The 12897-nt window shown below is 38.0% G+C and carries 11 protein-coding genes and 2 tRNA genes; 8 read left to right on the top strand and 5 right to left on the bottom strand.

Features of this window, described 5'->3' with window-relative positions; genetic code table 11:
- Positions 1–15: 15 nt before the first annotated feature.
- On the bottom strand, positions 16–234 hold the full coding sequence (locus ACSLUH_RS05415) for a DUF1653 domain-containing protein (protein ID WP_448565281.1): 219 nt from the start codon (positions 232–234) through the stop codon (positions 16–18).
- A gap of 526 nt (positions 235–760) precedes the next feature.
- Between ACSLUH_RS05415 and ACSLUH_RS05410 the strand changes: the two genes are divergently transcribed.
- On the top strand, positions 761–1000 hold the full coding sequence (locus ACSLUH_RS05410; RefSeq protein WP_448565280.1) for a hypothetical protein: 240 nt from the start codon (positions 761–763) through the stop codon (positions 998–1000).
- Positions 1001–1024: 24 nt separating this feature from the next.
- On the opposite strand, the gene ACSLUH_RS05405 is transcribed toward ACSLUH_RS05410, so the two are convergent.
- The 3 genes from ACSLUH_RS05405 to ACSLUH_RS05395 all read right to left on the bottom strand — a co-directional run bounded on the left by ACSLUH_RS05405 (position 1025) and on the right by ACSLUH_RS05395 (position 2871).
- Positions 1025–2521, bottom strand: coding sequence for an FMN-binding glutamate synthase family protein (locus tag ACSLUH_RS05405; protein WP_448565279.1), 1497 nt, complete (start codon positions 2519–2521; stop codon positions 1025–1027).
- A gap of 104 nt (positions 2522–2625) precedes the next feature.
- Positions 2626–2702 (bottom strand) — tRNA-Met (locus tag ACSLUH_RS05400).
- Positions 2703–2794: 92 nt separating this feature from the next.
- Positions 2795–2871: transfer RNA gene (locus ACSLUH_RS05395), tRNA-Met, on the bottom strand.
- 219 nt (positions 2872–3090) lie between these two features.
- Here ACSLUH_RS05395 and rlmKL point away from each other — a divergent pair.
- From rlmKL to ACSLUH_RS05375, 4 genes are read left to right on the top strand one after another with little or no spacing between them, the layout of a single operon-like run.
- Positions 3091–5217: a bifunctional 23S rRNA (guanine(2069)-N(7))-methyltransferase RlmK/23S rRNA (guanine(2445)-N(2))-methyltransferase RlmL gene (gene rlmKL / locus ACSLUH_RS05390; RefSeq protein WP_448565278.1), complete on the top strand. Its 2127-nt coding sequence runs from the start codon at positions 3091–3093 to the stop codon at positions 5215–5217.
- A complete protein-coding gene (locus ACSLUH_RS05385) occupies positions 5207–5455 on the top strand; it encodes a glutaredoxin family protein (protein ID WP_448565277.1) in 249 nt (82 codons plus the stop codon). Before rlmKL ends, ACSLUH_RS05385 begins: the two co-directional genes overlap by 11 nt.
- On the top strand, positions 5455–7356 hold the full coding sequence (gene uup, locus ACSLUH_RS05380) for an ATP-binding cassette ATPase Uup (RefSeq protein WP_448565276.1): 1902 nt from the start codon (positions 5455–5457) through the stop codon (positions 7354–7356). The genes ACSLUH_RS05385 and uup overlap by 1 nt, the downstream gene beginning before the upstream one ends.
- 26 nt (positions 7357–7382) lie before the next feature.
- A complete protein-coding gene (locus tag ACSLUH_RS05375) occupies positions 7383–9164 on the top strand; it encodes a DUF3466 family protein (RefSeq protein ID WP_448565275.1) in 1782 nt (593 codons plus the stop codon).
- A 69-nt stretch (positions 9165–9233) separates the two neighbouring features.
- Here the strand turns inward: ACSLUH_RS05375 and fabA are convergent, their stop codons facing one another.
- Entirely contained in the window at positions 9234–9749 is a 516-nt protein-coding gene (gene fabA, locus ACSLUH_RS05370; RefSeq protein WP_448565274.1) for a bifunctional 3-hydroxydecanoyl-ACP dehydratase/trans-2-decenoyl-ACP isomerase, read from the bottom strand.
- 161 nt (positions 9750–9910) lie between these two features.
- On the opposite strand from fabA, the gene ACSLUH_RS05365 reads away from it, so the two are divergent.
- From ACSLUH_RS05365 to uvrC, 3 genes are all read left to right on the top strand, one after another.
- Positions 9911–10189 carry a RepB family protein gene (locus tag ACSLUH_RS05365; protein ID WP_448565273.1) on the top strand — a complete coding sequence of 93 codons (279 nt, stop codon included), beginning with the start codon at positions 9911–9913 and terminating at the stop codon, positions 10187–10189.
- Positions 10190–10344: 155 nt separating this feature from the next.
- A complete protein-coding gene (gene uvrY, locus ACSLUH_RS05360; RefSeq protein WP_448565272.1) occupies positions 10345–10989 on the top strand; it encodes a UvrY/SirA/GacA family response regulator transcription factor in 645 nt (214 codons plus the stop codon).
- A complete protein-coding gene (gene uvrC, locus ACSLUH_RS05355) occupies positions 10989–12827 on the top strand; it encodes an excinuclease ABC subunit UvrC (RefSeq protein ID WP_448565271.1) in 1839 nt (612 codons plus the stop codon). The genes uvrY and uvrC overlap by 1 nt, the downstream gene beginning before the upstream one ends.
- The last annotated feature ends 70 nt before the right edge of the window (positions 12828–12897 follow it).

Genomic DNA, 12897 nt, shown 5'->3' with positions numbered 1-12897 from the left:
TATTGATTGGCATCGTTATTTGTCGTTTACTTTTGTAAAGCGTTTGATTTTTTTGTTGTCCCGCTCAATAAATTCATCAAACATTGATAAGGGGCGTACCCAAATGTCACGCTCACCATATTCAGGTTGATAAACCACCATTAGCTCTTCAGTCTCACTGTGTTTAGCGATATGCAAAACATTATAATAACTGCCCTTAAAATGCTGATATCTTCCGAGTTCTAGAATAGGCATATTGGTTTCCTTAATAATATTAAATTTTTTGGTGCTAGTTTATTGGGCTTTGACGATAATTACTATCGTTGTTATTAGCGTCAAAAATTTAAGGTATACAAATTGCTTAATTTAAGGTGAATTAACAATTCGCCGTTTAAGCATTTTTTTAAATTGGTATTAGAGCGTTTTGAACTTTGATGTTTAATTTTTGTGCGAGTTAAATGTGTTTTTACCACGGCGCAAGGAGTGTAGCATAGTTATTCTATGTAAAATCCTTGCACAGCTTCCGCGTCCTGCTTACGCTTAGTACCTACGTCCTGCAGGCAACAACGGGCAAAACACATTTAAACGAATCTTTAGGACAGCGTTTATACGCCATTTCTACTGTGTTATCGTTAATTCGAATAGAATAACTATTAAACATTGACTCTGTCTTGTATTAATGGCGTCTAAATCGCTGCAAAAACAAACAGTGAAGTTCAACACGCTCTAGATATTGCAAGCACATTAGTGCTGAGATTGTTTAATTATGGAGACAGGTTTTATGGCGTTAAGAAAAAAAGTTAAATTAGCCAACCACCATCAGCTACCGCACTCATTATTGTCGATAATTAATGAGTTTAGAGGACAGAATGTTGTTGGTTTTGGACGAAACCGTCAGCAACAATTAGAATGTTTATTAAAAAACCTACTTAATTACCAGTCAGAATCCTTTAAACAACAACTAAAGAAAGAACTTTTAGCTTATTATCAAGAACTGAGTGAAGACGTTATTAATCGCTAATTAACGCTCCAAAACAAACTAACGCTAATGAATATGCTCATCATAATATTCATTTAACGGTATCGATTTACCATTTTCCAATACGATACGCGCATGAGTAGCATTTAAGTCCCTTGGATCGCTAACGCCACATGAGTGTGCAATCATTCCAACTGCGTCCATCATGTTTTTTGCATAATTTGCGACTCTTACAGACTTCTCTTTTGCCACTAAACCTCTTTGTAAGCTTTTCTTATGAGTCGTAATGCCTGTTGGACAGGTGTTTTTGTTACATTGCAGTGACTGAATACACCCAAGTGAAAACATGAAGCCTCGTGCGCTATTGCAAAAGTCTGCCCCTGAACATAACGCCCATGCGACATCAGCGGGATTAATCATTTTTCCTGCGACAAATATTTTGATGTGCTCGCGCAAATTGTAGGTAATTAATAACTGATTTATAGCGGGTAGTGACTCTCTAATCGACATGCCTACATCATCCATCAAGGTCATTGGAGCTGCACCGGTTCCACCGTCACAGCTATCAATAGTAATAAAGTCAGGCGCCTTTTCTTTTCCTATTTGTACTATATCCTGACAAAAGCTTTCAAACCATTTTACAGAGCCTAAAACAAACTTAAATCCCACTGGCTTACCCGTGATTTCCCGAATATGGTTTAATTTTTTAATGAGCGATAGATTGTCGCGGACATCAGGGTGTCGATTGGGGCTTATTGAATCTTTACCTAATGCTATTCCACGAACCTCTGCGATATCTTCGGTAACTTTATCTCCCGGTAAAATGCCACCTTTGCCAGGTTTTGCGCCTTGTGAAAGCTTAAGTTCAAACAACTTTACTTGTTCGTGTTTTGCTATGTTAGCAAGCTTACTATCGTCTAAGTTACCTTGTTCATCTCTAACACCATAATTTGCGGTACCTATTTGAAAAATAATATCTGCACCACCTTGTAAATGGTAAGGCGAAAGACCACCTTCACCAGTATTCAACCAAATCCCGGCTTTTGCTGCCCCGTATGAAAGCGCCTGAACAGCAGGTTTAGAAATAGCACCATAACTCATCCCTGAAATACCGAAAAAGGCATTCGTCGTCCAAGGTGTTTTACAATCTTTTCCAACAGTGATAGTTCTTGGTGATACTATGTCATTCTCTAGGGTTGGAAATGTGCAATTGGCAAACGAGACATAGCCAGTGGCTTTGATATCTCTTGTAGAACCAAATGCGATGGTTTTACTCAGATTTTTTGCTGCGCGATAAACCCAAGCACGTTGAGCACGGTTAAATGGTAGCTCTTCTCTGTCCATAGCAAAAAAATATTGGCGAAAAAACTCGCCTAAATGTTCGAAAAGATAGCGAAAACGGCCTACAACAGGGTAGTTTCGTCTAATCGCCTGTTTGGTTTGAAAACGGTCTATAACGTAAATGACAACAATAGCTACGATGGCGAGCGATAATAAAATGACAAAGATAAAAGCAAGCCAATTAAGGGTTGAGCTGGTGATTGATTGCCACGAGCTTGGCATAATAGATTCCTTACACGTCTTTTCGAGTATAAGTTACTATCAATAATACAAAATTCATCAAAATTCAATGAGTAAGAGATAATTCAATGGGAAGAGAGAAGTGTTGGTTGCGGGAGCCGGATTTGAACCGACGACCTTCGGGTTATGAGCCCGACGAGCTACCAGGCTGCTCCATCCCGCGTCCGAATGGTTTATCTTATTTGCTTTAACGCTAAGATAAACAAGCCTTAGAGTTTTGAATTCGCTCTAAACGAATACTTTACCATAAAGTGTTGGTTGCGGGAGCCGGATTTGAACCGACGACCTTCGGGTTATGAGCCCGACGAGCTACCAGGCTGCTCCATCCCGCGTCCGATATCTCACCTCAGTGAAAGCGAGGCGTATGTTAAGGATTGTTGACCCAGATTGCAACCTGTTTTTCTGCTTTTTTTAGTGTTGGTTTAATTATTATACAAAGCGCTTTAATTATCATCACAAACTCAAGTCAATTACGATAAATGGCTATCGACAGAGCGTTGATTTGTTTATAATCCCACTCAATTTATTAAGTAATTTGTGGATATTAACAAGTGCATTCATTTTTAGCGTTAACTTCTCCTGGTGTAGAAATTTTACTAGCCGAAGAATTAAAGGAGCTAGGGGCAGATCAGATTGTCCAAAAACCAGAAGGTGTTTACTTTGAAGTATCGCTAACTAAAGCTTATCAGATTGGATTAGCGACTCGTTTCGCAACTCGAATAATGCTCAAGTTAGGAGAGGGTGAAGCGCGCAATAAAGACGAACTTTATCAAAGTGCTAGAGCAATAGATTGGTTGTCGCATTTTGATTCAGGTCATACCTTTGCTATCGATTTTGTCGGAAAAAGCCAAGAAATACGAAATAGCCAGTTTGGTGGATTAACGGTTAAGGATGCTATTGTCGACTCGTTTCGCGATAATGGTAAAGAACGACCGTCAGTAGATAAAACCAATCCTCATATCGGCTTTCAAGTAAGACTCTTAAAACAACAAGTTACCTTTTATCTCGACTTTTCTGGTCGCGGGTTATTTCAACGAGGTTATCGAGAAAACAAAGGAGCAGCGCCATTAAAAGAGCATTTAGCAGCAGCTATAGTAAAGCGCTCTGGTTGGTTGGCAGATACTAGTATTCCCCTAGTTGACCCTATGTGTGGTTCAGGGACAGTATTGATAGAAGCCTGCTATATGGCTGCGGGTTATCTGCCAGGTATTGATCGTCAATATTGGGGATTTGAACATTGGTACGGGCACCAGCAACAGGAATTTGAGCAGCAGTTGGAGCAGGCCAAACAATCATCTTATCAAGGTCTATCGAAATTGGACGTTAACTTGTTTGGTCATGATATCGACGCTAATGTATTGTCCAAAGCACGACAAAATATAAAACGAGCCGATTTAGCGAAATTTATTAATCTTTCAGAGCAAAATATTAATCAATTAGAAAACCACTATGGTGATAAAGGGGTAATGCTATTTAACCCTCCATACGGTGAACGTATCGGTGAACTTCCTGAATTAGTAGAAAACTTTGTTGGTTTAGGACAAACATTAAAAGCTTCGTTTCAGCAATGGCAGGTGGTTATTTTAACTGCCAACATTGATTTACTTGCCATGTTGAAGTTAGCCAGCAAAAAAAGATATAAGTTTAAAAACGGACCTTTAGATTGCCAATTAGCTCTTTACACAATAGATGATAAGCAAATTGAAAAGGACCAAAACCAACCACAGTTTGCTATTGAAGATTCATCGTTTGCCAATCGTTTAAAAAAGAACGTGAAGAACCTAAAATCTTGGCTAAAATCGCAAGCGATTGAATGCTATCGTGTCTATGATGCCGACATTCCAGAATATAACGTTGCCATTGATGTTTATGGTGATTACTTGGTTATCCAAGAGTACGCAGCACCGGCCACCATAGATGAACAAAAAGTTGCTAAACGTTTACAGGAAATTATTTACTTTGCTCCTAAAGTACTTAATGTCGACGTTAATAAGGTGGTCTTGAAAACCCGTAGTAAACAAAAAGGTAATGCGCAATATCAGAAGATAGATAAAAGCAAAAGGTTTATTACCGTGCATGAACATGGAGCTAAGCTTAAGGTAAACCTTTGGGACTATCTCGATACTGGATTATTCCTTGATCATCGAAAAACCCGTCAAATAGTTGCTAAAAAAGCTAAAAACAAAACATTATTAAATCTTTTTGCCTACACTGGTTCGGTATCACTGCAAGCAGCGTTGCATGGTGCTTCAAAAGTAACAACCGTTGATATGTCTAACACCTATTTGAATTGGGGGCAGGAAAATTTTGCCTTAAATAATCTAGGAGGGCATAAGTATCCGTTTATTCAAGCCGATTGCTTAAAATGGCTAAAAGAATGTAAAGAACAATACGATGTGATTTTTATTGATCCGCCAACCTTTTCAAATTCAAAACGGATGGATGATAGTTTTGACGTACAACGGGATCATGTTGAATTAATTACTGATGCCTTGAAGTGTTTGGCACCGCACGGCGAAATAATTTTTACCAATAATAAACGCAATTTTAAAATTGATCGTGATGCAATGTGTGCAATCGGCGTCAATGTAACTGAATTAACGGAACAAACTCGAGACAAAGATTTTTTGAGAAATAAACATATTCATAACAGTTGGTTGATAAAACGTGAAAGTTAACGCCGAAAAGAGTTCCTATTATTTGTTTAGTAGCGAAGGATGTCACCTGTGTGAGCAAGCACTAGAATTAATTCGTCAGGTAATCGATGACAATAAGTTAACGATTATCGATATTGTGAGTGACGATAAATTGGTTGATTTGTACGGAGTACACATACCCGTACTTGAGCGACAAGACACAAAAGAAAAATTATTTTGGCCTTTTGAATTGAGTGAAATAGAGAAGTTGATTAGTTAATGGAATTAATTCGTATTACCGATGCTGAGTTAGCTTTTGGTGAAGACAAAATCCTTGATAGTGCTGAACTTAGAATTAAACAAGGTGAGCGCGTTTGTTTAGTGGGTCGCAATGGTGCTGGTAAATCGTCTTTACTCAAAGTGTTAAATAAACAACAAGTGCTTGATGATGGACAATTTGTTGTTTCAAATGATGTCCACGTAGCTATGCTACAACAAGACCCACCAGACTCTTGTGACATGAGTGTTTTTGACTATGTTGCCCAAGGTGTTGAACATAATGCTGCGTTAATAAAACAGTATCATACGTTACTTGGTGTCATTGCTAACGATGCCAGTGAAGCAAACTTGGAAAAACTTTCAAACGTCCAACATCAACTAGATCAAGCAAATGCGTGGCAAGATGAGCAACGTATCGAAAAAGTTTTATCAACATTAAGTTTAACCGCAGAAAAACAGGTTAATTCACTTTCTGGTGGCTGGTTAAGAAAACTTGCGTTGGCAAAGGCATTGGTAAGTAACCCAGATATTTTGCTGTTGGATGAACCAACCAACCATTTAGATATCTCTAGTGTTCTATGGCTAGAGAAGTTTCTTAAAGACTTTAGTGGAACCATAGTATTTATTAGTCATGACCGTGCTTTTATCCGTGGATTAGCAACGCGAATTGTTGATTTAGATAGAGGAAAACTAACCAGTTATCCTGGAAACTATGATGTTTACGTAGAGCAAAAACAACACGATTTGCAAGTAGAAGCTTCACAAAACGCGCTATTTGATAAAAAGCTCGCAGAAGAAGAAGCTTGGATCAGACAGGGAATTAAAGCCCGTAGAACCCGTAACGAAGGACGAGTCAGAGCATTAGAAAGGTTACGAGTTGAGCGTCAACAGCGCCGAGAAGTTAAGCATCAAGGCGATATTAATATCTCGACAGGTGATCGTTCAGGTAAGTTAGTATTTGAATGTGAAAACCTCAACGTTAGTTTTAATGACAAGAACGTTATCCAAGATTTAAGTTTATTAATAACACGTGGGGATAGACTTGCGCTTATCGGTGCAAACGGCACTGGTAAGTCTACGTTAATTAAACTTATTATGGAGCAACTAAAACCGAGTTCTGGCAAACTGCGGGTAGGCGTTAATTTGGAAATTGCTTATTTCGATCAACACCGAGAGCAACTAGACCCGAATAAAACAGTGCAAGATACTGTTGCTGATGGTAAGCAAGATATTACGGTTAACGGGAAAACTAGACACGTACTTGGCTATCTTCAGGATTTTTTATTCAGCCCAAAACGTGCTCGTACTCCAGTTCGCGCATTATCAGGTGGTGAAAAGAATCGCTTGTTATTGGCTAGGTTGTTTTTAAGGCCTAGTAACTTGTTAATTTTAGATGAACCAACTAACGATTTAGATATTGAAACGTTAGAGTTATTGGAAGAAGTCGTTGCAAATTATTCAGGAACCGTTATTTTAGTCAGCCATGATCGCGATTTCGTAAACAATTGCGTAAATAGTTGTTTGTATTTTGATGGTAGCGGCCATATAAATCAGATTGTTGGTGGTTATGACGATGTAGATGAGTATCTTGAGCTTAAAGCACAGCAAAGAAAGCAACAAGAAAATGCTCATAAGGTGGTAAAAAAACAGGTTGAGAATAAAAAGCCTGAAACACCGATAAAAAAGAAGTTATCTTATAAAGAACAGCGTGAATTAGAAATTTTACCTGAAGAAATCGATCAGTTAGAACAGCAAATTGATCAGATTCAACAACAGGTAAATGAAGCTGACTTTTTTAGTCAAGACGCAGCTATCACAACGAAAATATTGAACCAGCTGGAAGAATTAGAGTCGAAGTTGGACGCTTGTTATACAAGATGGCAAGAATTAGACGAATTATAATACGAAAATGAGAGTTAAGTAGTTACATGAAAAAATTTGCAACTTCAGTGTTAGCACTAAGTTTATCCACGATATTAAGCGCGTCATTTGCTCAGGCGGCTACCTACCAAGTTATCGACAAAGGAGCTGCTTCTTCGTTGGAATACACCTATGGCAAGCAAGAAAATAATATGGGCCAGATGGTTATTGAAGGAACAAACTTTTACAATTTTCCTGTTCAGTTTCAATATCTAAAAGAGACTGACTATGACGCTATTGTATCATTAGCGGATAGCAACCATGAGAATCAGTTTTTTTTAGAAAATATTGAAGATGAATCGTTACTTCGTGCAGGAAATCCAACGGCAAACGATCTCGCGTGGGTGGTACTTTATCTTCAAAATAAATCGACTGATCTACTTTATCAAAAAGTTGGCAATACCGCAGCCTTAATTAATGATGGTGGAGAAACGAGAGAAATTGTTATTTTTGATGAAAAGATCACTGATACTGGCAGGTATTCTCGCTCTACAGAAGATCATGTAAACGGTATAACTGAGCAGGGTTGGTTGTATGGCTATGCATCAGCTCCTTTTTTGCCGCTGGAGCATACCTTATCTGATGGTGAAGTTATTACTTATTGGGTTAGGGATTACTCAACAAGAGGCTACTACTCAATAGATAGCGGCGAAACCATCATTCCGATAATACCTCCTGAATCAACTTATGGCGGCCAATCGTCAATATTTGATATGAGTAACAATGGTTACGCGGTGGGCTTTGCTAGTACAGAAGTCGCACAAGAAGCAATTGACTATATTAACGATGAAGAAAATGGTTGTTCAAAACCTGAAACATTAGAGAATCAACCACTAGAAGTATGTATTCAACAATACTCAGAGCGTAATATTTATAATGCTCAAGCCTTTAAATGGCTTCTTGATAGTAATGGGGTGGTATCAGAGCAAGCATTGGGGCGTTTAGCACAGCCGGAAGAGGATGACCCTAGAGAATTTGCAAGTTATGCGCTTGGTGTCAATAGCAGCGGGGTTGCAGTTGGTTATGCGCTTGGCGGTTTAGAAAATAATATTAAAACACCGCTTTCAAATAAAATTACCAACGTTTATTCGGTGATGTTTATTAACGATGAAGTTATTCCATTTAATTTTCAAGATAGTAAATATGCAGATGATAGGGTAGACAATAGAAACTCCGACTCAAGAGCAACCGCGATTAATGATGCAGGTTTTGCCATAGGCTATCTAAATGTTTTTGTTAACGGCTCTGAGCGCAAGAAATTCTATTATGTAGACACAAATTCAGATTCATTATTAATGAATTTTCCCGATGGTTTTTTCAATGGTTCTTCGAGTGAACCTAATGCGATTAATGAAAATGGCATAATCGTTGGTAAAGGCGAGGTTGAAACTCATAGTAGCGCACGTAAAGCTCGCAGAACTCACGGCTTTATGTATGAGATAGAGACTGATACTTTTACAGATTTAAATGATTTTTTACCATGTCTTTCTGAATATACGATTATAGATGCTAATTCTATCAATGAAAATAATGAAATCTCAGCAACAGCGGTTGTAAAAACACCTCGAAGAAACGCTAAAGGAGAGCTTTATTACGACGAAAGTGGCGAGCAAGTAATGGAAGATGTGTTAAGAGCGGTAAAACTTGCACCAATTGAAGGTGAGATAGAAGATTGTAGCGAAGTAGAAGAGAAAATAGAGCGTCAAGGCGCTTCAACCAGTTATACAGCGTTGCTCGGTTTATTTTTGTTAGGATTGGTTCGAAGAAAGGGTTTATTCAAACAAAAATAAATTAAACTTAATTTAAGTAATAAAAAAGCACTTAACAGTGCTTTTTTTATTACTAACAATTAAGATTGTTTAAAATGCGGTCGTATCTGTAAATAAGCCAACTTTTAAATCAGTAGCTGTATAGATTACACGACCGTCTACAGAAACCGTTCCATCAGCTATACCCATGAATAATTTTCGTTTTATTACACGCTTTAAGGTAATGTTGTAGGTAACTTTCTTCGCGGTAGGAAGAACTTGTCCTGTAAACTTTACTTCTCCAACACCTAATGCTCTGCCATGGCCTGGACCGCCAGACCATGCTAAGTAAAAACCAACCAATTGCCACATGGCATCTAAGCCAAGACAGCCAGGCATAACAGGATCACCTTTAAAGTGACAATCAAAAAACCAAAGATCAGGGTTGATATCGAGTTCAGCAATAATTTCGCCTTTACCATATTCGCCGCCATCATCATTTATTTTGACAATGCGGTCCATCATTAACATATTATCAGCAGGTAACTTACTATTACCTTCACCAAAGAAGTCTGTAGTGCCAGCTAGAATTAGGTCTTCTTTAGAATAAGCGTTTTTTTGTTCCATAGGAAAAATGAATCCACGTAGTTTAAATTTTTCAGGCGCTACTTTAGCGAACACTTGTACGCTAGACAACTCTGAACAGTTGATTATTTAAAATTTTTATTACTTTTTTCGCTAATATTTTTTATAATTAAGTTACGCGTAACGAAAGGTTTATGTAAAACATGAATGAAAACATAGATGTAAAAGAAACTCCCCAAAAAAAGCCGTTAAGTAATGCAGAAAAGCAAAAACGTTATCGAGAACGACAAAAATTAAAAGGAAAGCAAGAATTGCGAGGTTATTTAACGCCAGAAGCAAAAATTTGTTATGAAAAAATAGCAGAGCAAACCCAATGGTCTGATTCAACTATTTTAAGTAATGCGATTAGATTAACCTATGCCGCTTATAAAAATGGTCAAATTGGGCTTTTAAATAAATGGTTAACCAAGCACGAGCTATAATAAAGGTTACATTTTGTCCAAACGATAAATAAATAGGGTTTACTAAGGCGTATTGCCATTAAAATCAATTGTACTAAAACGTGTTTCGCTATATTCTTACCAAGTTATTTTTATAAATAGCCACCTATTTAGCGTGTTAATAAAGGTAATCTCCATTGATAAATGTTCTATTAGTTGACGATCATGAATTAGTTCGTACAGGTATAAAAAAAATACTCGACGAAGTAAAAGGTCTAAAAGTGATTGGTGAAGCGAAGACTGGGGAAGAAGCCGTACAGTTTTGCCGAACAACGCAACCCGATGTTGTGCTAATGGATATGAATATGCCGGGCATCGGAGGTTTAGAAGCAACAAAAAAAATAATACGTTATTCACCTGATATAAAAGTTATTGTCTTAACGGTTTATTGTGAAGATCCTATTCCAACTAAGGTAATGCAAATCGGGGCTGCGGGTTACCTAACTAAGGGTGCAGGACCAGATGAAATGGTCAATGCAATTAGAGCAGTTAATAGCGGTCAACGTTATATCACTCCCGAAATTGCGCAACAAATGGCGCTTAGCCAATTTAAATCAAACGATGAAAACCCTTTTAATGTCTTATCTGAACGTGAGTTACAAATCATGTTAATGATAACTCGAGGGGAAAAAGTCCCCGATATTTCTGAACAGTTAGTGTTAAGTACAAAAACCATTAACAGCTATCGATATCGGATGTTTGAGAAATTGAACGTTAGCAACGATGTTGAGCTTACCCATCTCGCCATTCGGCATGGAATGTTAAAGACCGAAAAACTATAGTGTCTCAAGAGCTATCAATAGAATTTGATCATAAAGCATTTTTATCCTCGGTAAGTCATCAGCCAGGAGTCTATCGTATGTATAACATCGATAGAGAAGTCATTTATGTTGGTAAAGCAAAAAACTTAAAGAAACGTTTAGCCAGCTACTTTAGAAAAGATGTCGGCAGCAATAAAACGAGAGCTTTAGTCAAACAAATCACGGCTATTGACGTTACGATCACTCAAACCGAAGGCGAGGCCTTACTTCTAGAAAATAATTACATTAAAAAGTATTTACCAAAATACAACATTTTACTGAGGGACGATAAATCATATCCTTATTTATTGATTACCGATCATCGCCATCCAAAACTTAGTGCTCATCGCGGTGGTAAAAAAGTAAAAGGTGAATACTTTGGACCGTATCCAACGGTAGGAGCCGTATGGGAAAGCTTGCGCTTAATGCAAAAGCTATTTCCAATTCGCCAATGTGAAGATAGTTATTATCGAGCGAGGAGTCGCCCTTGTTTACAATATCAATTGAAAAGATGTTCAGCACCGTGTGTCGATAAAATTTCTGATACTGACTATCAAGAGCAAGTGAGATTAGCAAAACTTTTTCTTCGTGGAAAAAGCTCTGAAGTGGTTACACAACTTGTCGAACAAATGGAGCATGCAAGTAAGTCTTTAGCCTTTGAACAAGCCGCTAAATTGCGAGATCAGATCTCGACATTAAGAAAAGTTCAGCAACAGCAGTTTGTTAGTGGTATAGCTTCTGACATGGATGTGATTGGTATTTATCGTCATAAAAATCAAGCCTGTGTCCACCTTTTGTTTATTCGCGATCATAAAATCTTAGGCAGTAAAAGTTATTTCCCTTCAATACCTGCTGATAGTCAAGAAAGTGAAATAGCATTGGCCTTTGTCTGTCAGCACTACTTGGGTGAACAAGTAAATACGGGAAAAATTCCTAAAGAATTAGTACTCAGCTGTGACATAGACAATAAAAATGATCTTAAAGAATTACTGGAAAAGCAAGCCCAACATACCGTTAAAGTGTCTACCAATGTGCGCTCTGAGCGGGCTCAATACTTAAAGTTGGCAAAAGTTAATGCTGAAAATGCCTTACGTAGCAAAAATAGTCACAAGGAATCAATGCAAGCTCGATTTAGAGAACTAAACGAAGTATTTGAACTCGATGGCGGTATAAATAGAATTGAGTGTTTTGACATTAGTCACACCATGGGGCAACAAACCATTGCCTCAAACGTTGTCTTTAATCAGGAAGGGCCGTTAAAAAGTGATTATCGACGTTATAACGTTGTTGGCATTACCCCTGGTGACGATTACGCGGCGATGGAATTTGCCCTAAATAAACGCTATCAAAAATCGGCTAAAGATAAAATTCCCGATATTGTCTTTATTGATGGTGGCAAAGGGCAGTTAGCTCGTGCAGAATCTGTATTTAGTTACCTTACTCTTGATAAAACTCCGTTATTAGTTGGGGTCGCAAAAGGAGAATCACGTAAACCAGGGTTAGAAACATTGATATTAGCGGGTAGTCATCAGCTAATTAATCTTCCCGCTGATTCTCCTGCGCTGCACTTAATTCAACATATACGAGATGAGTCGCATCGTTTCGCTATTGCCGGGCATCGAGCCAAAAGGCAAAAACAAAGTAAAAAATCAGCATTGGAATCAATACCAGGAGTAGGTGCTAAGAAAAGGCAAGCATTACTTAAGTATCTCGGTGGTATGCAGGAAGTTTTACAAGCTGACATTACAACGCTAATCAAAGTGCCAGGTATTAGTGAATCTCTGGCAACGACAATTTATCAAGCATTACATGACAAGTAGCTCAACTGTTGTGTAGAATAGCGACAATAACGCTTAGTATGTGTTTGCCATTTCAAAGGCTGATGTGCAA

The sequence above is a fragment of the Thalassotalea ganghwensis genome (genome assembly GCF_053485795.1).
This window is presented reverse-complemented; position numbering and strand designations above follow the sequence as displayed.

Coding starts and splice junctions, on each gene's coding strand:
- fabA (WP_448565274.1), bottom strand. CDS start 9,749: ATGGAACAAAAAAACGCTTATTCTAAAGAAGACCTAATTCTAGCTGGC.
- ACSLUH_RS05375 (WP_448565275.1), top strand. CDS start 7,383: ATGAAAAAATTTGCAACTTCAGTGTTAGCACTAAGTTTATCCACGATA.
- ACSLUH_RS05365 (WP_448565273.1), top strand. CDS start 9,911: ATGAATGAAAACATAGATGTAAAAGAAACTCCCCAAAAAAAGCCGTTA.
- ACSLUH_RS05410 (WP_448565280.1), top strand. CDS start 761: ATGGCGTTAAGAAAAAAAGTTAAATTAGCCAACCACCATCAGCTACCG.
- ACSLUH_RS05415 (WP_448565281.1), bottom strand. CDS start 234: ATGCCTATTCTAGAACTCGGAAGATATCAGCATTTTAAGGGCAGTTAT.
- uup (WP_448565276.1), top strand. CDS start 5,455: ATGGAATTAATTCGTATTACCGATGCTGAGTTAGCTTTTGGTGAAGAC.
- ACSLUH_RS05405 (WP_448565279.1), bottom strand. CDS start 2,521: ATGCCAAGCTCGTGGCAATCAATCACCAGCTCAACCCTTAATTGGCTT.